Here is a 22,637-nt window from a genome sequence, read left to right as displayed (position 1 = left end):
AGTAAGTTCCGGGCAAAAATGTCGGGCGATTCTAGAAAGCGCACCCCCTGCGGTCAACCATTCAGAATTTTTGTACCAAGTTGTGAGGTACTTAGAACTTATCTTTCCATGCCCGCAGAGCCGCAAAAACCTCGCTCGGCGCCCGGTTTTGAGCGCCTTCCCGTTCGTCCACTTTTTGTGTAACTAATGTTTCAGAGGTGCGCAAAAACGGGTTGGTGAGCTTTTCCAAGGCCAGGGTCGAGGGCAGGGTCATGACGCCGTTTTGCCGTTGCTGGGTGACTTTTTCCAGACGGGCGGCAATGTCCGGGTTAGTCGGTTCGACCGCGGCGGCAAACTTCAGATTGCTCAGGGTGTATTCATGGGTGCAGTAGACCAGCGTATCTTCCGGTAGAGCGGCGAGGCGGCTGAGCGAGTGGTGCATTTGCTCCGGCGTGCCTTCAAACAGCCGACCGCAACCGGCGGCGAACAGGGTATCGCCGCAGAACAGCAGGCCGTGGTGATAATAGGCAATATGTCCCAAAGTGTGACCGGGCACCGCATAGACCGCGAAGTCCCAGCCGAGCACGCTGACGTTGTCGTTGTCTTTCAGCGCTACGTCGCGCGCCGGGATGCTTTCGCTGGCCGGCCCGTAGACTTTGGCGCCGCTCGCCGCTTTCAGGCGTTCGACGCCACCGACGTGATCATGGTGATGATGGGTGATCAGGATGTCGCTCAACACCCAGCCCGGATGGGCGTCCAGCCACGCCAGCACGGGCGTGGCATCGCCGGGATCGACCACCGCGCAGCGCTGGGTGCGGTGATCCTGTAACAACCAGATGTAGTTGTCGGTGAACGCGGGCAGGGCACTGATCTGTATCATCGTCGGAATTCGCCAAGCGGAAAACATTGGCGCATCTTAGTAGTTCCTGGCGCTTTGGAGAATGCGATGAGTGATAAAGCGTTCGCACAGGCTGATCCTGACTGGCTGGCCCTGATCGGTGCAGCCCGTGAATGGCTGTCCGGCCCGCTCGGGCAATTTCTGCTCGATGAAGAGCGGCGCATGCTCGAAGACGAACTCGGTCGGTTTTTCGGCGGTTATCTGGTGCATTACGGCCCGTCTGCGCAAACCCCGCCGTCGGCGCCGCAGGTGCAGCGCAATGTGCGCCTCGGTGCGCCGTTGCCCGGCGTCGAAATCGTCTGCGAAGAGCAGGCCTGGCCGCTGAGCGAGCATGCTGCCGACGTAGTGGTGTTACAGCACGGTCTGGACTTCTGTCTGTCGCCCCATGGTTTGCTGCGTGAAGCGGCGAGCAGTGTGCGGCCTGGCGGCCATCTGTTGATCGTCGGCATCAACCCTTGGAGCAGTTGGGGATTGCGCCATGTTTTCGCCCACGACGCCTTGCGTCAGGCCCGTTGCATCTCGCCATCGCGGGTCGCCGACTGGCTCAATCTGCTGGGCTTCGCGCTGGAGAAACGCCGCTTCGGGTGCTATCGTCCGCCGCTCGCGTCACCCAAGTGGCAGAACCGTCTGGCCGGCTGGGAACGCAAGGCCGGTGACTGGCAATTGTCGGGTGGCGGCTTCTATTTATTGGTGGCGCGCAAGATCGTGGTCGGACTCAGACCTTTGCGCCAGGAGCGCCGCGAGCCGATGGGCAAGCTGATTCCGCTGCCGATGGCGAAGGTCAATCGCCGCCGCATCGAACCGTAAACCTTCTTTTATTTGTGGCCGGGCTTGTTCCGGCCCGGGCCATTGTCGATCCGTGATCGGCAAGGCAGGCATTTTTCTGGATAGATTGGCATGAGCGAAAGCGTTGAAAGCGTCGACACCGTAGAACTGTTCACCGACGGCGCCTGCAAAGGCAATCCCGGCCCGGGCGGCTGGGGCGCTTTGCTGGTGTGCAAGGGCGTCGAAAAGGAACTGTGGGGCGGTGAGGCCAACACCACCAATAACCGCATGGAACTGCTCGGCGCGATTCGCGGCCTCGAAGCGTTGAAGCGCCCGTGTGAAGTGCTGCTGGTCACCGACTCACAGTACGTGATGAAGGGCATCAACGAATGGATGGCCAACTGGAAGAAGCGCGGCTGGAAGACCGCAGCGAAAGAGCCAGTGAAAAACGCTGATCTGTGGAAAGAACTGGATGAGCAGGTCAACCGCCACAAGGTCACCTGGAAGTGGGTGCGTGGGCACATCGGCCATCACGGCAACGAGCGGGCTGACCAATTGGCCAACCGTGGCGTCGACGACGTGCGCGGTTACAAACAAACCTGAGCCCTGTTTGAAATACATTCCCCTGTAGGAGCTGCCGAAGGCTGCGATCTTTTGATCTTGCTTTTAAAAGATCAAGATCAAAAGATCGCAGCCTTCGGCAGTTCCAGGGGAATTTGTTACAGGATCAGAATGGCCTCGGCCAGTTGCCGGTCGGTATACACAGAATCCTTCAGCACCTCCCGTATCCGCAAAAAGCCGCTTCCATCCGCACCCCGCGAATCTCCCCTCCACTCGCCACAAACGCCGCCGCATCATCCTTCGCCGCCAGCACAATCTTGTCGTCCTTGAACGATCCACTGGTGCCTTTGCTTGAGCTGAGCGTCAGGCTCATGGTGATGTCGGTGCTGATGACGAAGCTGGTGGCATGCGCTTCGGCAACCAGCAAGCAGCCACCGAGCAATAAAACCTGTGCAGTCTTCATGACGCGTTTTAACCCGTGGGAAACAAGCCGCGCACGCTAACAAGCCGATTGCCGATAGACTTTATGAACATTGCTAATGATTGTTAAAAACTGCATAAGCGCCGATCACCCGGCGGTGCGCGACTCACGCCGCGAGCGTGTTAACATCCGCGTTTTTGCACGATTGACCCGTTGAGAGCTGAGCACTGATGGCCACCAGATCCGTTGTACTCGATACCGAAACCACCGGCATGCCGGTGACCGATGGTCACCGGATTATCGAAATCGGCTGTGTCGAACTGATCGGTCGGCGCCTGACGGGCCGGCATTTTCACGTTTATCTGCAACCGGATCGCGAGAGTGATGAAGGCGCCATCGGCGTTCACGGCATCACCAACGAATTTCTGGTGGGCAAGCCGCGCTTCAACGAAGTTGCCGATGAGTTCTTCGAATTCATCAAAGGCGCACAGCTGATCATCCACAACGCGGCGTTCGACGTTGGCTTCATCAACAACGAATTCGCCTTGATGGGCCAGCACGATCGCGCCGATATCACCCAGCACTGCTCGATCCTCGACACCCTGATGATGGCCCGGGAACGTCACCCGGGGCAGCGCAACAGCCTCGATGCGTTGTGCAAGCGTTACGGCGTCGATAACTCCGGTCGTGAACTCCACGGCGCCTTGCTCGACTCGGAGATTCTCGCCGACGTTTACCTGACCATGACCGGTGGCCAGACCAGCCTGTCGCTGGCCGGCAACGCATCGGACGGTAATGGCTCGGGCGAGGGCGCGGATAACTCGGCGACCGAGATTCGCCGGTTACCGGCTGATCGGCAGCCGGCGCGGATCATTCGCGCGACTGAAGATGAATTGGCAGCGCATCTGGTGCGGTTGGAGATTATTGCCAAGTCTGCCGGTGGGCCGGCGATGTGGACGCAGATTGCCGAGGCTGACGCTCAAGCCTGAGAGATCCTCTGTGGCGAGGGAGCTTGCTCCCGCTCGGCTGCGAAGCAGTCGCAAAATATGTACACCCGTTTTGTCTGAAAGAGTGCAAAGGGACGCTTCGCGCCCCAGCGGGAGCAAGCTCCCTCGCCACAAAAGCCGAGTCAGGCTCAATGAAGCCAAGTGGCCACCCTCGCCACTTTCGCTACAACCCTCTACCCTGAGTGCATTGGCGGATTCAACCCCGCCGCCTCAGGACACTGAGCCCCATGTACAAAGATTTGAAGTTTCCGGTGTTGATCGTCCATCGTGACATCAAGGCCGACACGGTCGCCGGCGACCGTATCCGTGGCATCGCCCGGGAGTTGGAGCAGGAAGGTTTCAGTATCGTTTCGGCCACCGACTACACCGAAGGTCGGTTGGTGGCGTCGACCCATCATGGCCTCGCGTGCATGCTGATCGCCGCCGAGGACGCCAGCACCCACTCGCATCTGTTGCAGAACATGGCCGAACTGATCGGCTTGGCGCGTGTGCGTGCGCCGGATCTGCCGATCTTTGCCCTGGGCGAGCAAGTCACCCTGGAAAACGCTCCGGCCGATGCCATGGCCGAACTCAATCAGTTGCGCGGCATTCTCTATCTGTTCGAAGACACCGTGCCGTTTCTGGCTCGGCAAGTGGCGCGAGCGGCGCGCAAATATCTGGACGGTTTGCTGCCGCCGTTTTTCAAGGCGCTGGTGCAACACACTGCCGACTCCAATTATTCCTGGCACACCCCCGGTCACGGCGGCGGTGTGGCGTATCACAAAAGTCCGGTAGGGCAGGCGTTTCACCAGTTCTTCGGCGAAAACACGCTGCGCTCGGATTTGTCGGTCTCGGTGCCGGAGTTGGGTTCGCTGCTCGATCACACCGGGCCGCTTGCCGAAGCCGAAGCGCGTGCTGCGCGCAATTTCGGCGCCGATCACACCTTTTTCGTGATCAATGGCACCTCGACCGCCAACAAGATTGTCTGGCACTCGATGGTCGCCCGCGACGATCTGGTGCTGGTCGATCGCAACTGTCACAAGTCGGTGTTGCACGCGATCATCATGACCGGCGCGATCCCCTTGTACCTGTGTCCCGAACGTAATGAGCTGGGGATCATTGGCCCAATCCCGCTGAGCGAATTCAGCCGCGAATCGATCCAGGCGAAAATCGATGCCAGCCCGCTGACCAAGGGCCGCGCGCCGAAAGTCAAACTTGCCGTGGTCACCAACTCGACCTACGACGGCCTCTGCTATAACGCCGAACTGATCAAGCAAAGCCTCGGCAACAGTGTCGAAGTGCTGCATTTCGACGAGGCGTGGTATGCCTATGCGGCGTTCCATGAATTTTTCGCCGGACGCTACGGCATGGCCACCTCGCGCAGCGAAGACAGTCCGCTGGTGTTCACCACCCATTCCACGCACAAATTGCTCGCCGCGTTCAGTCAGGCGTCGATGATTCATGTGCAGGACGGCGGTGCACGGCAACTGGACCGTGATCGTTTCAATGAAGCGTTCATGATGCACATCTCCACGTCGCCGCAGTACAGCATCATCGCTTCACTGGATGTGGCGTCGGCGATGATGGAAGGCCCGGCCGGGCGTTCGCTGTTGCAGGAAACTTTCGACGAAGCGCTGAGCTTCCGTCGGGCACTGGCCAATCTGCGCCAGCACATTGCTGCCGATGATTGGTGGTTTTCGATCTGGCAGCCGCCCGGTGTCGAAGGCATCGACCGCGTGCAAACCAAAGACTGGCTGCTGCAACCCGATGCGGATTGGCACGGTTTCGGCGAGGTCAGTGACGACTACGTGCTGCTCGACCCCATCAAGGTCACGCTGGTGATGCCGGGGCTGAATGCCGGTGGGGCGTTGAGCGAGAAGGGCATTCCGGCGGCGGTGGTCAGCAAGTTCCTTTGGGAGCGCGGGCTGGTGGTGGAGAAAACCGGGCTGTATTCGTTTCTGGTGCTGTTCTCCATGGGCATCACCAAAGGCAAATGGAGCACGTTGCTCACCGAGTTGCTTGAGTTCAAGCGCAGCTATGATGCCAACGTGCGCCTTGAGACCTGCCTGCCCTGCGTGTCGCAACAAGACACTGCGCGTTATCGCGGCATGGGCCTGCGTGACCTGTGCGATCAGTTGCACGCCTGTTACCGCAGCAATGCCACCGCCAAGCACCTCAAACGCATGTACACCGTACTCCCGGAAATCGCCATGAAACCGGCTCATGCTTACGATCACTTGGTGCGCGGCGAAGTCGAGGCAGTGCCAATCGATGAACTGGAAGGCAGAATCGCCGCCGTGATGCTGGTGCCGTATCCGCCGGGGATCCCTTTGATCATGCCCGGTGAACGCTTCACCGAATCGACCCGCTCGATCATTGATTACCTGAAATTTGCTCGCACGTTCGATAGCAGCTTCCCCGGTTTTGTCGCGGATGTGCATGGATTGCAGCACGAAGATGAAGGCAATGGACGGCAGTACACCGTCGATTGCGTCAAGGAATGAGGACTTTTCCCAGTATGCAACCGGTCATGAATCCGAAATATCCAGGGCTGTCGGTGCGGGTCGCCGACGAAGGCTTTGCGCCTTATATCTGGGGCAGCGACTTCAGTTTCGAGGTCGCCGCTTACGGCAATGCGGTGATTGGCAAGCCTGTCGAGCAGTGGCCGGTAACGCCGATCGTGCCTTACCGCAAGTGCTACGGCATTGATCCCGAGGAGTTCAGCGCCTTTCACAAGGCGACGGACAGCGCGATTTTCATGGCCTACCTTGACGATGAGCCGGTCGGCCATCTGGTGATCAGCACCAACTGGAACGGCTTCGCCCATATCGATGAGCTGGCGGTACACGCGCCAGCGCGCCGTCATGGGGTGGCCAAGGCGTTGCTGGATGTCGCGCAGTTCTGGAGCCGCAAGAAAAAGCTGCCGGGGATCATGCTGGAAACCCAGAACAATAACCTCGGTGCCTGTCGGTTGTACGAGCGTTGCGGTTATGTGATTGGCGGCATCGATCAATTGCGCTATCGCGGCATCGACCCGAACACCGCTGAAGTGGCGCTGTTCTGGTATCGATTGTTCGATAATCCGCTGGAAAACCCGCTCAGTTCGACAGCATCGCCTCGGCTTGTTCCGTGATGATCGCCAATAACGTCTGAATCGCCGCTGAGGGCGCTGCGTGCTTGAAGGTCAGGGCATAGAGGCTGATCGGCACCGCTGGCGACAGCGGGCACACGTCCAGGCCGGCGGGGCGGGCGCCCAGCGCTGTGAACGGATCGACGATGGCCAGACCTTCGCCGGCCTCGACCATGCTGCGCATCATCTGATGGGTTTGCACGCGGGTCTGGATACTCGGTGCCGGGCGCAAGGCCTGGAGTTTGTTTTCCAGTGCCGGGCTCAGCGGGTCCTGACCTTCGAGACCGACCATCGCCTGGCCGGCGAGATCCTGCAGCGAAATGTATTTCTGCTTCGGTTGCAGCCAGCCGTGAGGCGCGAGCAATTGCAGTTTGCCTTGCGCCAGTGGCTGGCAATGAATGTCGGGATGTTCGGGGTCGTGCAGGCTCAAGCCGAGATCGCTCTCACGCAGCAATAGGCTGCGGACGATGTCGCGGGTGGCAGCGTTTAACAGGCTGCAGGGCGCATCGGGCAGTCGACGACGCAGAAGGGCCACGCTTTGCGGCAACAGTTGTTGAGTGAGCGGCGGGGTGCCGATGATGCGCAAGGGTGGGGCGAGGTATTGCTTGAGGCTGCTGGCCAGCCGTTGCACCGGCTCCAGCGCTGCGTAGACGTGGGCGATTTCAACCTGCAACGCCCGCGCTTCGGGCGTCGATTGCAGGCGCCCGCGAACACTGGCGAAGAGCATGAAACCCAACTGACTTTCGGCTTCACGCAAACGCTCTTCGACCTCGGCCACCGGCAACTGCAACCATTCGGCGGCGGTGCCCAGGTGACCGGTCTGCAAAAGCGCCTGAATCACTTCGATATGGCGTAAACGCATGCGTGAAGTCCATGTTCAGCAGGTGGGATCAGTGGCTGAATCCTACCCCAAGTCTGCGCATATGACTTCTGCTCATAACAGTGGGTTATGAAGCGGTGATTGTCTCAGGTTCGCGAGTCAGGGTGATGCCCGACTGAACCAGCAAAAACTCGTTGTCACTGACCTTGTTGACGCGATCGCCAATGGCCAGTTTGTAGGTGGTGACGGGCTCCGAGCCGGTAAAACCGTCTGCCGACGGAGTGGATTCCTGGAACTCATGCACGGAATAAACGCGGCCTTCCGCATCTCTTGCATGGAACTGACCGACGAGTACTGCTGCCATCTGCTTAGAACCTCTGGAGATAAAACACTTGATTTGCGGCTTGGTAGACCTTCATCAAGCGCCGTAAGTTTTCCTGTCGGAAAAAAATAATCAGGACGCGGGAATTTCCCTCGTCTGCTGGTGGAATCGTCACCGGATCATCTATAACTACAGGCTCCTTCCACGGACAGTCGAGAGTCTTCCATGAGCAATGTCTACAACGTCGCCGTAGTAGTCGGTAGCCTGCGCAAAGCATCGATCAATCGCAAAGTCGCGCTGGCACTGGCTGAGCTGGCGCCGGCGAACCTCAAACTCGAGATTGTCGAAATTGGCGATCTGCCGCTTTATAACGAAGACATCGACGGTGATTCACCGCCGGCAGCCTACAGTACTTTCCGGCAAAAAGTGGGTTCATCCGACGCGGTGCTGTTCGTTACGCCTGAGTACAACCGTTCGGTGCCTGCTCCGCTGAAGAATGCCATCGACGTTGGCTCGCGGCCTTATGGCAAGAGCGTCTGGGGTGGCAAGCCGGGTGCGGTGATCAGCGTGTCGCCGGGCGCCATCGGTGGTTTCGGCGCGAACCAGCATCTGCGGCAGTCCTTTGTGTTTCTCAATGTGCCGTGCATGCAGCAGCCAGAGGCTTATCTGGGTGGGGCGGGGACAGCATTTGATGAATCAGGCAAGTTGAGCGATACGGTGAAACCTTTCCTGCAAAGCTTTATCAATGCTTACGGACAGTTCGTCGAGCAACACAAAAAATAAGCCATACACGGGACACAATGTAGGAGTGAGCCTGCTCGCGATAGCGGACTGTCGGTTACCAATCAGTCGACTGACACACCGCTATCGCGAGGAGGCTCACTCCTACAGTTTTTTGTGTTGGCTTCACTATTTCATTTCAATTTAAGGCTGTTGCGGATGCTGGCTGCGACACTGATTTTCCTGCTGACCATTACCCTCGTGATCTGGCAACCCAAAGGCCTCGGCGTCGGCTGGAGTGCGACTCTCGGCGCCGTGCTGGCGCTGATCTTCGGCGTCGTGCACCTGAGCGACATCCCGCTGGTGTGGCAGATTATCTGGAACGCCACCGGCACCTTCGTCGCGCTGATCATCATCAGTTTGCTGCTCGATGAGGCCGGGTTCTTTAACTGGGCGGCGCTGCACGTGGCTCGGTGGGGGCGGGGCAGTGGGCGTAAGCTGTTTGCCTTTATGGTGCTGCTCGGGGCATTGGTTTCGGCGCTATTCGCCAATGACGGCGCGGCGCTGATCCTCACACCGATCGTGATTTCGATGCTGCTGGCCTTGCGCTTTTCGCCGGCGGCGACCCTGGCGTTCGTCATGGGCGCGGGGTTTATTGCCGACACCGCGAGCCTGCCGCTGGTGGTGTCGAATCTGGTCAATATCGTTTCGGCGGACTTCTTTCACATCGGCTTCAACCGCTATGCGGCGGTGATGGTGCCGGTCAACTTCGTCAGCGTGGCGGCGACGCTGGGGATGTTGTTGTGGTTTTTTCGTCGCGATATTCCGCAATCCTACGATCCTGAACAGCTCGAACACCCCGAGACCGCGATCCACGACAAAGCCACGTTCTATGCCGGTTGGGCGGTGTTGGCGATTTTGTTGATCGGCTGCTTTGCGCTGGAGCCGCTGGGCATTCCGATCAGCGCGATTTCCGCGGTGTGCGCCGCGTTGCTATTGGGTATCGCCGCCCGTGGCCACAAGATTTCCACGCGCAAAGTGATGAAAGAGGCGCCGTGGCAGATCGTGGTGTTTTCGCTGGGCATGTATCTGGTGGTCTACGGTCTGCGCAATGCCGGGTTGACCGGGTATCTGGCCGGTTGGCTGGATGTCTTCGCGGGTCATGGTGTGTGGGGCGCGGCAATGGGCACCGGCGTGCTGACCGCGTTGCTGTCGTCGATCATGAACAACTTGCCGACCGTGCTGATCGGTTTGCTGTCGATTGATGCCAGTCAGGCGAGCGGGGTGATCAAGGAGGCGATGATTTACGCCAACGTGATCGGCAGCGACCTGGGGCCGAAGATTACCCCGATTGGCAGCCTGGCGACGCTGCTCTGGCTGCATGTGCTGGAGCGCAAGGGCATCCACATTGGTTGGGGATATTATTTCAGGGTCGGGATTGTGCTGACGGTGCCGGTGTTGTTGGTGACGTTGGCGGCTTTGGCTGTGCGGTTATCCATTTAGACCGAGGTGAAGTCTTCGCGGGCAAGCCTTGCTCCTACAGGGCCTGCGGTGATCCCGTAGGAGCAAGGCTTGCCCGCGAAGGGGCCGGCACAAGCACTATAAAGTCTCAGCCTTGACCGGGAACGTTCGGCCACAGGTCGGACACCAGAAACAAGCGCTCCGCCTCTTCCCATTCCCCCTGCGCATTCTCGGTCAGACGCACCAGCAGTTGCGCTGGCGCCAGCGGCTCAAGATCTTCCAGCCACATGCGCAAATGCTCCGAAGTCCAGGTCTGATCCGCCGGATAGTGCGCCGGCGCCAGCCAGGCATGGCGGGGCAGGGGTTGCCAGCGGCCGGCCGGGCGCTGTGTGACGAACGCCGGCCAATCCTTCTGATGCAACCAACTGCCGCGCAAATGCTGTGGATGCGCACCGAGCGGTGATTCGGCCTGACCGGGCCACGGATACAGCAGATAACCGCCCAGCCACAACTGCGCGCTGAACACCTCGATGTCCAGCGCTGCCAGCACTTCACGGCTTTCCGGGCGCGCGGAGATCGGCAGTTGATGCTCGGCCAGGTGCGCCAGTTTGCGATCCAGTCGATCATGGCAGCCCGGCCCCAACCACTGCGCCGGATCCTGTCCATCGCCATTCTGTGGGCCGAGATAGAGTTTGATCGCCAGTTCCAGGTGATGCACGCCATCGCGGTCACGCAGCAGCATGTCCAGTTCACCGAGGGTATGGCCTTCGCGGCGGATCGGCAGGTTCGCCGCAATCAGTTCGATCCCCGGCGCGTGCTCCACGGCAAATTGCCAAAGCCGCTCGTAATACAGACCCAAGCGTCGGGTGCGTGCCTGCGATAACCAGTGCAGCAAACCGTAGCTGTCGCGATCGAGTTGGCGTAGCCAGTGCTCCAGTCGCTCGGGATCATTCACCCAGTCGCTGCCCGCCAGCGGATGGCGTTGCGGCCACGGTGTGGTGGCGAGCATCGGCGGGGCAAGGATCACCCACGCCAGATCACGCACTTCGGGATGGCGTAATTGATGGGGCAACTGCAGCAAGTCGGGAAATAGGATCATCTTGCGAGCATAGCCTTAAACACGAGCCCACCCTTGAGGCTGAAAGGATTTTGTCTATCGCAGGCTTTCGCCCATAATCGTGCTTTTCGCGTTTTCGATTGTCCGCAGAGGTCCCATGGAGCAATTTCGTAATATCGGCATCATCGGTCGCCTGGGCAGTTCCCAGGTGCTGGATACCGTCCGCCGACTGAAACGGTTTCTGCTCGACCGTCACCTGCATGTGATTCTCGAAGACACCATCGCTGAAGTCCTGCCCGGCCATGGCCTGCAAACCTCGTCGCGCAAGATGCTCGGCGAAGTCTGCGACATGGTCATCGTCGTCGGCGGTGACGGCAGCCTGCTCGGCGCTGCCCGGGCGCTGGCGCGGCACAACATTCCGGTGCTTGGCATCAACCGTGGCAGCCTCGGTTTTCTCACCGACATTCGCCCCGATGAGCTGGAAGTCAAAGTCGCCGAAGTGCTCGACGGCCACTATCTGGTCGAAAACCGCTTCCTGCTGCAAGCCGAAGTCCGCCGTCACGGCGAGGCCATTGGTCAGGGCGATGCGCTGAATGACGTGGTGCTGCACCCCGGCAAATCGACGCGGATGATCGAGTTCGAGCTGTACATCGATGGCCAGTTCGTCTGCAGCCAGAAGGCCGACGGCCTGATCGTCGCGACGCCGACCGGGTCGACCGCTTATGCGCTGTCTGCCGGCGGGCCGATCATGCATCCCAAGCTCGACGCTATTGTGATTGTGCCGATGTACCCCCATACCTTGTCGGGACGGCCAATTGTGGTCGATGGCAACAGTGAGCTGAAAATCGTCGTGTCCAAAGATATGCAGATCTACCCGCAGGTCTCCTGCGACGGGCAGAACCACTTCACCTGCGCGCCGGGCGACACCATCACTGTCAGCAAAAAAGCGCAGAAGCTGCGGCTGATTCATCCGCTCGACCACAACTACTACGAAGTCTGCCGCACCAAGCTCGGCTGGGGCAGCAAGTTGGGTGGTGGAGGCGACTGATGCTCGATCCCGCGCGCAGTTATGACCTGATTGGTGACGTGCACGGATGCGCCCTGACCCTCGAACACCTGCTTGACCGACTCGGTTATCACAAGCAGGGCGGGGTCTGGCGGCATCCATCGCGCATGGCCGTGTTCGTCGGCGACATCATCGACCGTGGCCCGCGGATTCGCGAGGCGCTGCATATCGTCCACGACATGGTCGAGGCCGGTCAGGCCTTGTGCATCATGGGCAACCACGAATTCAACGCCCTCGGCTGGAGCACCCCGGCGCTTCCGGGCAGCGGCAAGCAGTTCGTCCGAGAACACACGCCGCGTCACGCGCGCCTGCTCCACGAAACCCTGACCCAGTTCGAAGGCCACCCCGGCGACTGGCATGATTTCCAGCGCTGGTTCTACCAACTGCCGCTGTTTGTCGACGCCGGTCGCTTTCGCGTCGTCCACGCCTGTTGGGATGCCGGCCTGATCGAGCCGTTGCGCGCACTGTTCCCCAATGGCTGCATCGACGAACACTTTCTGCAGGCCTCGGCGGTGCCGGACAGCTTCGCCTGCACGGTGTTCGACCGCCTGCTGCGCGGCACCGACATGCGCCTGCCTCATGGCCTGACCATGACCAGCGGCGACGGTCTGGTGCGTTCGTTCTTCCGCACCAAGTTCTGGGAAGACGATCCGAAAACCTATGGCGACATTGTCTTCCAGCCCGATGCCTTGCCGGAGCCAGTGGCGCAGACGCCGCTGACGTCCTCGGAAAAGAATTCGCTGCTGCGCTACGGCGTCGACGAGCCGTTGTTGTTCGTCGGCCATTACTGGCGCAACGGCAAACCGGCGCCGATCCGCCCCAACCTTGCGTGTCTGGATTACAGCGCGGTGCTCTACGGCAAACTGGTCGCTTATCGTCTGGATCAGGAAACGCGCCTGGATCCGCATAAATTTGTCTGGGTCGATGTCGAGCGGCCGGAGGTGCTGCAATGAGTTCGGTCGCGGTTTTGCGTCTGCCGCTGGCGGCGGATCTGAGCGGTTTCGTTAAACTGCTGCAACGCATGCAGGTGCCACATCGAGTCAGCGAGGAGGCCGGTGAACAGGTGTTGTGGGTGCCGTCGGAGATCAGCGACGACGTGCGTTCGCTGTACGAGCGTTTTCCCGCCGGCGATCCTGATCAGCAACTGGACATCCCGGTCGCCCGGACAATCAAACGCCCGAGCTTCGTCGAACAGCTGAAATACGCCAAAGCCACCGGTTTCATCCTGTTGCTGTGCCTGATTGTCGGCGGCCTGACCTTTCTCGGTGAAAACCTTGAAACCCTGCGCTGGCTGACCTTTCTCGACTTCCGGGTGATCGGCGACTACATCCATTTCACGCCGCTTGAAGACAGCCTTGCGGCAGGGCAATGGTGGCGGTTGGTGACGCCGATGCTGATCCACTTCGGCATCCTGCATCTGGCCATGAACGGCATGTGGTACTGGGAACTGGGGCGGCGCATCGAGTCGCGTCAGGGCAGTATCAACCTTATCGGATTGACCTTGCTGTTCAGCCTGGTCTCCAACTACGCACAGTTCGCCTGGAGCGGCCCGACCTTGTTTGGCGGCTTGTCCGGCGTGCTCTACGGCCTGCTTGGGCACTGCTGGATTTTCCAGTTGCTGGCGCCTAACCCGGCTTATCGCCTGCCGCGTGGTGTTTTGGTGATGATGCTGGTGTGGCTGCTGGTGTGCATGTCCGGACTGATCTCGATGATCGGTTTCGGCGAAATCGCCAACGCCGCCCACGTCGGCGGGTTACTCATCGGATGCTTCACCGGTTTGTTGGGCGGTTTGTATAACCGCCGTAAACTGGCCGCCTAAAATTTCAGTAGATAAAGAACACGGAGACCCTGATGTCGTCTTTTGCCGAAATGATCAAAAACATCACCCCGGACATCTACGAGAGCCTGAAACTGGCCGTGGAGATCGGTAAGTGGTCCGACGGTGGCAAGCTCACCGCCGAGCAGCGCGAGCTGTCGTTGCAGGCGATGATCGCCTGGGAAATCCAGAACCTGCCTGAAGATCAGCGCACCGGTTACATGGGCCCGCAAGAGTGTGCGTCGAAGTCGATCGAAGTGCCGAACATCCTGTTCAAGTCGGACGCTATCCATTGATCGAGATTGGCCGCGGTGCAATCAGCAAAATGTCGGCGCGCCTGGACGGGCCGAACGTGCAATACGCGTTTCGTCTGGATGACGTCGAGGTGCCGGTTAATCCATTGATCGGCACCACGGTGCGTCTGGAATACCTGGGGGCGATCCACTGCACCCATTGCGGGCGCAAGACCAAAACCAGTTTCAGTCAGGGCTATTGCTACCCGTGCATGACCAAACTGGCACAGTGCGACCTCTGCATCATGAGCCCGGAGCGCTGCCACTATGACGCTGGCACCTGCCGCGATCCGGTGTGGGGCGAGCAGTTCTGCATGACCGACCATGTGGTTTACCTGGCCAATTCGTCGGGGATCAAGGTTGGCATCACGCGTGCTACACAATTGCCGACCCGCTGGCTCGATCAGGGCGCGAGTCAGGCCTTGCCGATCATGCGCGTATCGACGCGTCAGCAATCGGGCTTCGTCGAAGACCTGTTTCGCAGTCAGGTCGCCGACAAGACCAACTGGCGTGCACTGCTCAAGGGCGATGCCGTGGCGGTCGATCTGGCGCAGGTGCGCGATCAGTTGTTCGAGAGTTGCGCCGAAGGCCTGCAAGGCTTGCAAGAGCGATTCGGCCTACAAGCGATTCAGACGATTGCCGATGTAGAACCTCTCGAAATCCGCTATCCGGTCGAGCAATACCCGGCCAAAATCGTCAGCTTCAACCTGGACAAGAACCCGATTGCCGAAGGCACGTTGATGGGGATCAAAGGCCAGTACCTGATCTTCGACACCGGCGTGATCAACATTCGTAAGTACACGGCTTATCAGCTCGCCGTGCATCAATAAGGACTCCAGCATGCGCACCGAACAACCGAAGATGATTTACCTGAAGGACTATCAGGCGCCCGAGTACCTGATCGACGAAACACACCTGACCTTCGAGTTGTTCGAGGATCACAGCCTGGTGCACGCGCAACTGGTCATGCGCCGCAACCCGGCGCGTGGCCCGGGCCTGCCGCCGCTGGTACTCGATGGTCAGCAGCTGGAACTGCTCTCGGTGACCCTCGCCGACAAAGAGTTGGCCGAGGGCGATTATCAGTTGTCCGAAAACCACCTGACCCTGCAACCGGTCAGCGAAACCTTCACGATCGACACCAGCGTCAAGATCCACCCGGAAACCAACACCGCTCTGGAAGGCCTGTACAAATCCGGCACGATGTTCTGCACCCAGTGCGAGGCCGAAGGTTTCCGCAAGATCACCTATTACCTCGACCGCCCGGACGTGATGAGCAAGTTCACCACTACCGTGGTCGCTGAGCAGCACAGCTATCCGGTGCTGCTCTCCAACGGCAACCCGATCGCCTCGGGCCCGGGCGAAGACGGCCGCCACTGGGCAACCTGGGAAGACCCGTTCATGAAACCGGCGTACCTGTTCGCGCTGGTGGCCGGTGACTTGTGGTGTGTAGAAGACACCTTCACCACCATGACCCATCGCAACGTCGCGCTGCGCATCTACGTCGAGCCGGAAAACATCGACAAGTGCCAGCACGCGATGAACAGCCTGAAGAAGTCGATGCGCTGGGACGAAGAAGTCTACGGTCGCGAGTACGATCTGGACATCTTCATGATCGTCGCCGTGAATGACTTCAACATGGGCGCGATGGAGAACAAGGGTCTCAATATCTTCAACTCCAGCGCCGTGCTGGCCCGCGCCGAAACCGCCACCGACGCTGCGCATCAGCGCGTCGAAGCGATCGTCGCCCACGAATACTTCCACAACTGGTCGGGCAACCGCGTGACCTGCCGCGACTGGTTCCAGCTGTCGCTGAAGGAAGGCTTCACGGTGTTCCGTGACTCCGGCTTCTCTGCCGACATGAACTCGGCCACGGTCAAGCGCATTCAGGACGTGGCTTATCTGCGAACCCACCAGTTCGCCGAAGATGCCGGCCCGATGGCCCACGCCGTGCGCCCGGACAGCTTCATCGAGATTTCCAACTTCTACACCCTGACCGTGTACGAAAAGGGCTCGGAAGTGGTCGGCATGATCCACACCTTGCTTGGCGCTGAAGGCTTCCGTAAGGGCAGCGACCTGTATTTCGAACGCCATGACGGTCAAGCCGTGACATGCGACGATTTCATCAAGGCCATGGAAGATGCCAACGGCGTCGACCTCACCCAGTTCAAGCGCTGGTACAGCCAGGCCGGCACGCCACGTCTGGCGGTGAGCGAGTCTTACGACGCTGCGGCGAAAACCTACAGCCTGACCTTCCGCCAGAGCTGCCCGGAAACCCCGGACAAGGTCGAAAAACTGCCGTTCGTGATTCCGGTCGAACTCGGCCTGCTCGACAGTCAGGGCAACGAAATTGCCCTGCGCCTGGCTGGCGAAGCCGCTGCCCAAGGCACCACCCGCGTGATCTCCGTGACGGAAGCCGAGCAGACCTTCACCTTCGTCGACATCGCCGAACAACCGCTGCCATCGTTGCTGCGCGGCTTCTCGGCGCCGGTAAAACTGAGCTTCCCGTACAACCGCGATCAACTGATGTTCCTGATGCAGCATGACAGCGACGGCTTCAACCGCTGGGATGCCGGTCAGCAATTGTCGGTGCAGGTGCTGCAAGAGCTGATCGCACAGCAGCAGAAGGGCGAGAGCCTGGTGCTTGATCCACGTCTGATTTCGGCGCTGAAAACGGTGCTGTCCGACGAGTCGCTCGACCAGGCGATGGTTGCCGAAATGCTCTCGCTGCCGGGTGAGGCGTACCTCACTGAAATCAGCGAAGTGGCGGATGTCGACGCCATTCATATCGCGCGGGAGTTCGCGCGCAAGCAACTGGCAGAAGGGTTGTTCGAGGCACTGTGGCTGCGTTATCAGGCTAACCGTGACCTGTCGAAGCAAACCCCGTACGTCGCCGAGGCTGAGCATTTTGCCCGTCGTGCGTTGCAGAACATCGCGCTGTCGTACCTGATGCTCAGTGGCAAACCGGAAGTGCTGGCAGCGGCACTGGAACAATTCGAAACGGCCGACAACATGACCGAGCGCCTGACGGCGTTGGCGGTGTTGGTCAACTCGCCGTTCGAAGAGCAGAAAGCGTTGGCGCTGGCGAGTTTCGCCGAGCACTTCAAGGACAACCCGTTGGTCATGGATCAGTGGTTCAGCGTACAGGCCGGCAGCACTTTGCCGGGCGGGCTGGAGCGCGTGAAAGCGTTGATGCAGCACCCGGCGTTCAACATCAAGAACCCGAACAAGGTGCGTGCGCTGGTCGGTGCGTTTGCCGGGCAGAACCTGATCAACTTCCACGCGGCGGATGGCTCCGGTTATCGCTTCCTCGCGGATCTGGTGATCGAACTGAACGGCTTCAACCCGCAGATCGCTTCGCGCCAACTGGCGCCGCTGACACGCTGGCGCAAATATGACGGTGCGCGACAGGCGTTGATGAAAGGCGAGCTGGAGCGGATTCGGGCTTCGGGGCAGTTGTCGAGTGATGTGTATGAGGTGGTGAGCAAGAGCCTGGCGTAAGGTGTTTTAACACCAAGCCCTGTGGGAGCTGGCTTGCCAGCGATAGCGGAGTATCAGGCGACATTGATTTTGGATGTGCCGGCCCCTTCGCGAGCAGGCTCGCTCCCACAGTTGTTTTGCGTTACTTCAAGTCGAAACGATCGAGGTTGGTGACCTTCGTCCACGCCGCCACAAAGTCCTTAACGAACTGCTCCTTCGCATCCGAACTGGCATACACCTCAGCCAGTGCCCTTAATTGCGCGTTGGAACCGAACACCAGATCAACCCGCGTCGCCGTCCATTTCACGCTGCCGGTTTTACGGTCGCGTCCTTCGAACTCGTCAGCATCCCGCGAAGTCGGCTTCCACTCCACGCCCATGTCCAGCAGGTTAGTGAAGAAGTCATTGGTCAGCGCTTCTGTCTGCGACGTGAATACGCCATGACGGCTTTGCCCGACGTTGGTGTTCAACACCCGCAAGCCACCCAACAGCACCGTCATTTCCGGCGCGGTCAGGGTGAGCAGTTGCGCCTTGTCGATCAACAGTGCCTCCGCCGAAACGGTGTATTTGCCTTTGCTGTAGTTGCGGAAACCATCGGCAATCGGTTCAAGGAAACCAAACGAGTCGACGTCGGTTTGTTCCTGAGTGGCATCCGTGCGTCCAGGATTGAATGCCACGCTAATCGAATGCCCGGCGTTTTTCGCTGCTTGCTCGATCCCGGCATTACCCGCCAGAACGATCAGATCCGCCAGCGAGACTTTCTTGCCGGCGGCACCGCCGTTGAACTCGTTCTGAATGCCTTCAAGGGTTTGCAGCACTTTGGCCAGTTGCTCAGGCTGGTTGGCTTGCCAGAATTTCTGCGGTGCCAGACGCAGACGCCCACCATTGGCGCCGCCGCGTTTGTCCGAGCCACGGAACGTCGAAAGCGCCGCCCAGGCAGTGGAAACCAGATGCGAAACAGAAAGACCCGACGCGAGAATTTTGCTTTTCAGCGCGGCGGCGTCGCTGTCGTCGATCAGCGGATGAGTGACTTCCGGAATCGGGTCCTGCCAGAGCAGTTCTTCGGCGGGCAGTTCCGGGCCGAGATAGCGTGACAGCGGGCCCATGTCGCGGTGGATCAGTTTGTACCAGGCGCGGGCAAAGGCATCGGCCAACTGCTCGGGATTGGCCAGGAAACGCCGCGAGATCTGCTCATACGCCGGGTCGAAACGCAGCGCCAGGTCAGAGGTCAGCATGGTCGGCGAGAGTTTTTTGCTCGGATCGTGAGCATGCGGAACGGTGCCAGCGCCGGCGCCGTTTTTTGGAATCCACTGGTGGGCACCGGCCGGGCTCTTGCTCAATTCCCATTCGAAGCCAAACAGGTTTTCCAGATAGTTGTTGCTCCACTTGGTGGGTGTGGTGGTCCAGGTCACTTCCAGGCCGCTGGTAATGGTGTCGGCGCCTTTGCCGGTACCGAACGCGTTTCTCCAGCCGAGGCCTTGTTCTTCTAAACCCGCTGCCTCAGGTTCAGGCCCGACATTGTCGGCAGGCCCGGCGCCGTGGGTTTTACCGAAGGCGTGACCGCCGGCGATCAATGCCACGGTTTCTTCGTCGTTCATCGCCATGCGGCCGAAGGTTTCGCGAATATCGTGGGCGGAAGCGACGGGATCGGGATTGCCCTCAGGGCCTTCCGGGTTCACGTAAATCAGCCCCATCTGCACGGCGGCGAGCGGGTTTTCCAGAGTGCGTTCGCCCTGATCGGTGCGGCTTTCCTCTTTACCGTGCAAGTCTGGCTCTGCTACCAACGTGCCGTCGCCGGGTTCCTGCATGGCGGACTTGTCTTTGCCGTAACGACTGTCGCCGCCCAGCCATTCATGTTCCGAACCCCAGTACACATCTTCGTCCGGTTCCCACACATCGGGACGTCCGCCTGAATAGCCGAAAGTCTTGAAGCCCATCGACTCCAGCGCGACGTTACCAGTGAGGACGATCAGGTCGGCCCAGGAAATGTTGCGACCATATTTCTGTTTGATTGGCCACAGCAGACGGCGGGCCTTGTCGAGGCTGACGTTGTCGGGCCAGCTGTTGAGCGGGGCAAAACGCTGTTGACCGGAGCCGGCACCTCCGCGGCCATCGGCGGTGCGATAGGTGCCGGCGCTGTGCCAGGCCATGCGAATGAAGAGCGGGCCATAGTGGCCGAAGTCTGCTGGCCACCAGTCCTGGGAATCGGTCATCAGCGCAGTGAGATCTTGTTTCAGCGCTTGAAAGTCGAGGCTTTTGAAGGCTTTGGCGTAGTCGAAGTCCTTGCCCAACGGATCGGACTTGGGCGAGTGCTGACTCAGGATTTTCAGATTGAGTTGATTCGGCCACCAGTCACGGTTCGTCGTACCACCACCGGCGGCGTGGTTGAACGGGCATTTCGATTCGTTTGCCATGTTCGGATCCTTATCAGGTCTGCTATGGCCGGCTCATGCCGACTTCGGACTAGTAAGGCTAGACCCGAGTTGGGCAGTCAGCTAATAGGCCGACTGTTGGGCGCCGATAGGTAAAGTCTTTCAGGGTTTTAATCACGAAAACCTGGCACCTTCAAACGTCTGCTAAGCGTCCGAAATCCTTGTCCTTGAGCACTTGCTGGCAAATTAAAAGCAAGAATCGTAATGACAGAATGAAACGTTATTGTATAACATTAATTTTGTTTCACTCTGTTTCCTTCAGCGCAATGTGCAAGCGCTGACTGCGATTCTCATTGTTCAGCTCACGGAAATTCTGAAATGCCTGCCCGTTCCCACCTCCTGCAACGACGCCTCAATCCTCTGGCCGTCGCGTTGCTGTTCACCTCGCCGGTATTTGCCGGCGAGCCCCTTGAACTGCAACCCCAAGTCATCACCGGCAATCCACTTGGCAGCCAGGCACTGGCTTCGCCGTCGACGGTGCTCAGCGGCGACGACCTCACGCTGCAAACGAAGGGCAGCCTTGGCGAAACCCTGAACAAGCAACCCGGTGTTTCTTCGTCGTACTTCGGCCCGGGCGCGAGCCGGCCGATCATTCGCGGTCAGGACGGCGACCGCATCCGCATTCTGCGTAATGGTGTCGGCGCGCTGGATGCTTCGTCGCTGTCTTACGATCACGCAGTACCACTGGACCCGGTCAACGTCGAGCGCATTGAAATCGTTCGTGGCCCTGCCGCCTTGCTCTATGGCGGCAGCGCCATCGGCGGGGTGGTCAACACCTTCGACAATCGCATCCCGACCGAGGCCATCGACGGCATCCACGGTGCCGGTGAGTTGCGTTACGGCGGCGCCGACACCACGCGCAGCAGCGCCGGCAAACTCGAGGCTGGCAACGGTGAGTTCGCTTTGCACCTGGACGCCAGCGCTCGTGAGTTCAATGACCTGAAAATCCCCGGTTACGCGAAAACCAGTCGCGAACGTGCCAGCGACGATGGCGATTCTAAAAAACATCGCCTGGCCAACAGCGACGGGCGTCAGGACGGCGGGGCAGTGGGGGGCTCTTACACCTGGGATGACGGATACGCCGGCCTGTCCTACAGCAACTACAATTCGAACTACGGTTCGCCCGCCGAAGACGATGTGCGCATCCGCATGCAACAGGAGCACTACGCCTTCGCCTCCGAGATGCGCAATCTCGACGGGCCGTTCAGCTCAATCAAACTCGATGCCGGTTACACCGATTACCAGCATCGTGAAATCGAAGGTGGCGAAGTCGGCACGACGTTCAAGAACAAAGGTTATGAAGCGCGAGTCGAGGCGCGGCACCAGCCTTTGGGGCCGTTCAACGGAGTGATCGGTGCGCAAGTCAGCCGCAACCAGTTCTCGGCACTGGGCGAAGAAGCCTTCGTGCCGCAGACCGATACCGATGCCGGTGCGTTGTTTATTCTCGAAGAGCTGCAAGCCACCGATCGACTGCTGTTTACCCTCGGCGGGCGCCTTGAGCACACCACGGTCGATCCGGACGCCAAAAGTAACGAGCGTTTTGCCAACGCTGACCGCTCCAGCAGTTTCACCGCTGGCAGTCTGTCGTCCGGCGCGGTGTACACGCTGACGCCGATCTGGTCGGTGGCCGCGACGCTGGGATATACCGAGCGCGCGCCGACGTTCTACGAGCTATACGCCAACGGTGCCCACGTCGCGACCGGCACTTATGAAGTCGGGGATGCCGGGCTGTCGAAAGAGAAAGCCGTGTCCAGCGATCTGGCGTTACGTTTCGACAACGGCACGCACAAGGGCAGTGTCGGCGTGTTCTACAGTCACTTTTCCAATTACATCGGCTTGCTCGGCACTGGCCGCTCACTGAATGACGACGGCGAGGAAGATGCCGACGGCATTCCTGAATACACCTACTCCGGCGTCCGTGCACGCTTCAGCGGTATTGAAGCGCAAGACCGCTGGGCGCTCGGTGAAAACGCCTATGGCAAGTTCGCCCTGGAAGTGTCCGGCGACTACACCCGTGCGAAGAACCTCGACAGCGGCGAGAACCTGCCGCGCATTGCCCCGTTGCGGTTGAACAGCGGCCTGCTGTGGGAACTGGATCGTTGGCAGGCGCGGATCGATGTCGAGCACGCCAGTTCACAGCATCGCGTGCCGGCCAATGAAAGCAGCACCGATGGCTACACCACTCTGGGCGCCAACGTGGGATATCACTTCGACGTCGGCCAGAGCAAATGGCTGGCCTTCGTCAACGCCGAGAACCTGACCAATCAAACCGTTCGCTATGCCAGTTCGATCCTGCGCGACATTGCGCCGGCAGAAGGGCGCAGCATCCAGGTCGGGTTACGCACGACGTTCTGATAATCCCACGTAGGAGCTGCCGCAGGCTGCGATCTGTTGATCTTGTTTTTTACAATCAACATCAAAAGATCGCAGCCTG

At 59.7% G+C, this 22,637-nt stretch carries 19 protein-coding genes and 1 pseudogene; 14 read left to right on the top strand and 6 right to left on the bottom strand.

The window, feature by feature from the left end:
* Window positions 1-91 precede the first annotated feature (91 nt).
* Entirely contained in the window at window positions 92-859 is a 768-nt protein-coding gene (gene gloB / locus JFT91_RS14105) for a hydroxyacylglutathione hydrolase (RefSeq protein ID WP_201232756.1), read from the bottom strand.
* Window positions 860-925: 66 nt separating this feature from the next.
* Between gloB and JFT91_RS14100 the strand changes: the two genes are divergently transcribed.
* On the top strand, window positions 926-1,684 hold the full coding sequence (locus tag JFT91_RS14100; RefSeq protein WP_201226933.1) for a methyltransferase domain-containing protein: 759 nt from the start codon (window positions 926-928) through the stop codon (window positions 1,682-1,684).
* A 90-nt stretch (window positions 1,685-1,774) separates the two neighbouring features.
* Window positions 1,775-2,245, top strand: coding sequence for a ribonuclease HI (rnhA, locus tag JFT91_RS14095; RefSeq protein ID WP_201232755.1), 471 nt, complete (start codon window positions 1,775-1,777; stop codon window positions 2,243-2,245).
* A 116-nt stretch (window positions 2,246-2,361) separates the two neighbouring features.
* Here the strand turns inward: rnhA and JFT91_RS14090 are convergent.
* Window positions 2,362-2,666, bottom strand: a pseudogene (locus tag JFT91_RS14090) (DUF2388 domain-containing protein).
* A gap of 188 nt (window positions 2,667-2,854) precedes the next feature.
* On the opposite strand from JFT91_RS14090, the gene dnaQ reads away from it, so the two are divergent.
* The 3 genes from dnaQ to JFT91_RS14075 all read left to right on the top strand — a co-directional run bounded on the left by dnaQ (window position 2,855) and on the right by JFT91_RS14075 (window position 6,743).
* Window positions 2,855-3,613, top strand: coding sequence for a DNA polymerase III subunit epsilon (gene dnaQ / locus JFT91_RS14085; protein WP_201232754.1), 759 nt, complete (start codon window positions 2,855-2,857; stop codon window positions 3,611-3,613).
* A 245-nt stretch (window positions 3,614-3,858) separates the two neighbouring features.
* Window positions 3,859-6,114: a lysine-specific pyridoxal 5'-phosphate-dependent carboxylase LdcA gene (ldcA, locus tag JFT91_RS14080; RefSeq protein ID WP_201232753.1), complete on the top strand. Its 2,256-nt coding sequence runs from the start codon at window positions 3,859-3,861 to the stop codon at window positions 6,112-6,114.
* A gap of 14 nt (window positions 6,115-6,128) precedes the next feature.
* Window positions 6,129-6,743, top strand: a complete 615-nt coding sequence (locus JFT91_RS14075) for a GNAT family N-acetyltransferase (RefSeq protein WP_201226886.1) — start codon at window positions 6,129-6,131, stop codon at window positions 6,741-6,743.
* Here JFT91_RS14075 and JFT91_RS14070 read toward each other — a convergent pair.
* Window positions 6,709-7,602, bottom strand: coding sequence for a LysR family transcriptional regulator (locus JFT91_RS14070; RefSeq protein WP_201232752.1), 894 nt, complete (start codon window positions 7,600-7,602; stop codon window positions 6,709-6,711). The genes JFT91_RS14075 and JFT91_RS14070 overlap by 35 nt on opposite strands.
* 85 nt (window positions 7,603-7,687) lie before the next feature.
* Window positions 7,688-7,924: a hypothetical protein gene (locus JFT91_RS14065; RefSeq protein ID WP_201232751.1), complete on the bottom strand. Its 237-nt coding sequence runs from the start codon at window positions 7,922-7,924 to the stop codon at window positions 7,688-7,690.
* Window positions 7,925-8,107: 183 nt separating this feature from the next.
* Between JFT91_RS14065 and JFT91_RS14060 the strand changes: the two genes are divergently transcribed.
* A complete protein-coding gene (locus JFT91_RS14060) occupies window positions 8,108-8,665 on the top strand; it encodes an NADPH-dependent FMN reductase (protein ID WP_201226883.1) in 558 nt (185 codons plus the stop codon).
* Between the two features lie 156 nt (window positions 8,666-8,821).
* Complete coding sequence (locus JFT91_RS14055) at window positions 8,822-10,105, top strand: arsenic transporter (protein WP_201232750.1); 1,284 nt, start codon at window positions 8,822-8,824, stop codon at window positions 10,103-10,105.
* Between the two features lie 106 nt (window positions 10,106-10,211).
* Here JFT91_RS14055 and JFT91_RS14050 read toward each other — a convergent pair whose 3' ends face one another.
* The gene (locus tag JFT91_RS14050) at window positions 10,212-11,162 is read right to left on the bottom strand and encodes a DUF1853 family protein (protein ID WP_201232749.1); all 951 of its coding nucleotides are present in this window, start codon (window positions 11,160-11,162) and stop codon (window positions 10,212-10,214) included.
* Between the two features lie 115 nt (window positions 11,163-11,277).
* Between JFT91_RS14050 and JFT91_RS14045 the strand changes: the two genes are divergently transcribed.
* From JFT91_RS14045 to pepN, 6 genes are read left to right on the top strand one after another with little or no spacing between them, the layout of a single operon-like run.
* The gene (locus tag JFT91_RS14045) at window positions 11,278-12,168 is read left to right on the top strand and encodes an NAD(+) kinase (RefSeq protein ID WP_008079605.1); all 891 of its coding nucleotides are present in this window, start codon (window positions 11,278-11,280) and stop codon (window positions 12,166-12,168) included.
* Window positions 12,165-13,139, top strand: coding sequence for a metallophosphoesterase (locus JFT91_RS14040; protein WP_518524873.1), 975 nt, complete (start codon window positions 12,165-12,167; stop codon window positions 13,137-13,139). Before JFT91_RS14045 ends, JFT91_RS14040 begins: the two co-directional genes overlap by 4 nt.
* A complete protein-coding gene (locus tag JFT91_RS14035) occupies window positions 13,136-14,005 on the top strand; it encodes a rhomboid family intramembrane serine protease (RefSeq protein ID WP_201232747.1) in 870 nt (289 codons plus the stop codon). Before JFT91_RS14040 ends, JFT91_RS14035 begins: the two co-directional genes overlap by 4 nt.
* Window positions 14,006-14,037: 32 nt before the next feature.
* Complete coding sequence (locus JFT91_RS14030; protein WP_008079610.1) at window positions 14,038-14,298, top strand: YeaC family protein; 261 nt, start codon at window positions 14,038-14,040, stop codon at window positions 14,296-14,298.
* Window positions 14,295-15,125 (top strand): DUF2797 domain-containing protein, encoded by an 831-nt coding sequence (locus JFT91_RS14025; RefSeq protein WP_201232746.1) that lies wholly within the window; start codon window positions 14,295-14,297, stop codon window positions 15,123-15,125. Before JFT91_RS14030 ends, JFT91_RS14025 begins: the two co-directional genes overlap by 4 nt.
* A gap of 10 nt (window positions 15,126-15,135) precedes the next feature.
* Window positions 15,136-17,793 carry an aminopeptidase N gene (pepN, locus tag JFT91_RS14020; protein ID WP_201232745.1) on the top strand — a complete coding sequence of 886 codons (2,658 nt, stop codon included), beginning with the start codon at window positions 15,136-15,138 and terminating at the stop codon, window positions 17,791-17,793.
* A 121-nt stretch (window positions 17,794-17,914) separates the two neighbouring features.
* Here pepN and katG read toward each other — a convergent pair whose 3' ends face one another.
* Window positions 17,915-20,185: a catalase/peroxidase HPI gene (katG, locus tag JFT91_RS14015; RefSeq protein ID WP_201232744.1), complete on the bottom strand. Its 2,271-nt coding sequence runs from the start codon at window positions 20,183-20,185 to the stop codon at window positions 17,915-17,917.
* A 336-nt stretch (window positions 20,186-20,521) separates the two neighbouring features.
* On the opposite strand from katG, the gene JFT91_RS14010 reads away from it, so the two are divergent.
* Window positions 20,522-22,558 carry a TonB-dependent receptor gene (locus JFT91_RS14010; RefSeq protein ID WP_201232743.1) on the top strand — a complete coding sequence of 679 codons (2,037 nt, stop codon included), beginning with the start codon at window positions 20,522-20,524 and terminating at the stop codon, window positions 22,556-22,558.
* Window positions 22,559-22,637 lie beyond the last annotated feature (79 nt).

Source organism: Pseudomonas sp. TH08 (assembly GCF_016651275.1).
GTDB lineage: Bacteria > Pseudomonadota > Gammaproteobacteria > Pseudomonadales > Pseudomonadaceae > Aquipseudomonas.
This window is presented reverse-complemented; position numbering and strand designations above follow the sequence as displayed.

Excerpts from the sequence above, each read along its gene's own strand:
- pepN (WP_201232745.1), top strand. The coding sequence starts at position 15,136 with ATGCGCACCGAACAACCGAAGATGATTTACCTGAAGGACTATCAGGCG.
- JFT91_RS14045 (WP_008079605.1), top strand. The coding sequence starts at position 11,278 with ATGGAGCAATTTCGTAATATCGGCATCATCGGTCGCCTGGGCAGTTCC.
- JFT91_RS14030 (WP_008079610.1), top strand. The coding sequence starts at position 14,038 with ATGTCGTCTTTTGCCGAAATGATCAAAAACATCACCCCGGACATCTAC.
- gloB (WP_201232756.1), bottom strand. The coding sequence starts at position 859 with ATGATACAGATCAGTGCCCTGCCCGCGTTCACCGACAACTACATCTGG.
- dnaQ (WP_201232754.1), top strand. The coding sequence starts at position 2,855 with ATGGCCACCAGATCCGTTGTACTCGATACCGAAACCACCGGCATGCCG.
- JFT91_RS14010 (WP_201232743.1), top strand. The coding sequence starts at position 20,522 with ATGCCTGCCCGTTCCCACCTCCTGCAACGACGCCTCAATCCTCTGGCC.
- JFT91_RS14035 (WP_201232747.1), top strand. The coding sequence starts at position 13,136 with ATGAGTTCGGTCGCGGTTTTGCGTCTGCCGCTGGCGGCGGATCTGAGC.
- katG (WP_201232744.1), bottom strand. The coding sequence starts at position 20,185 with ATGGCAAACGAATCGAAATGCCCGTTCAACCACGCCGCCGGTGGTGGT.
- JFT91_RS14060 (WP_201226883.1), top strand. The coding sequence starts at position 8,108 with ATGAGCAATGTCTACAACGTCGCCGTAGTAGTCGGTAGCCTGCGCAAA.
- JFT91_RS14100 (WP_201226933.1), top strand. The coding sequence starts at position 926 with ATGAGTGATAAAGCGTTCGCACAGGCTGATCCTGACTGGCTGGCCCTG.
- JFT91_RS14050 (WP_201232749.1), bottom strand. The coding sequence starts at position 11,162 with ATGATCCTATTTCCCGACTTGCTGCAGTTGCCCCATCAATTACGCCAT.
- ldcA (WP_201232753.1), top strand. The coding sequence starts at position 3,859 with ATGTACAAAGATTTGAAGTTTCCGGTGTTGATCGTCCATCGTGACATC.
- JFT91_RS14075 (WP_201226886.1), top strand. The coding sequence starts at position 6,129 with ATGCAACCGGTCATGAATCCGAAATATCCAGGGCTGTCGGTGCGGGTC.
- rnhA (WP_201232755.1), top strand. The coding sequence starts at position 1,775 with ATGAGCGAAAGCGTTGAAAGCGTCGACACCGTAGAACTGTTCACCGAC.
- JFT91_RS14070 (WP_201232752.1), bottom strand. The coding sequence starts at position 7,602 with ATGCGTTTACGCCATATCGAAGTGATTCAGGCGCTTTTGCAGACCGGT.
- JFT91_RS14055 (WP_201232750.1), top strand. The coding sequence starts at position 8,822 with ATGCTGGCTGCGACACTGATTTTCCTGCTGACCATTACCCTCGTGATC.
- JFT91_RS14065 (WP_201232751.1), bottom strand. The coding sequence starts at position 7,924 with ATGGCAGCAGTACTCGTCGGTCAGTTCCATGCAAGAGATGCGGAAGGC.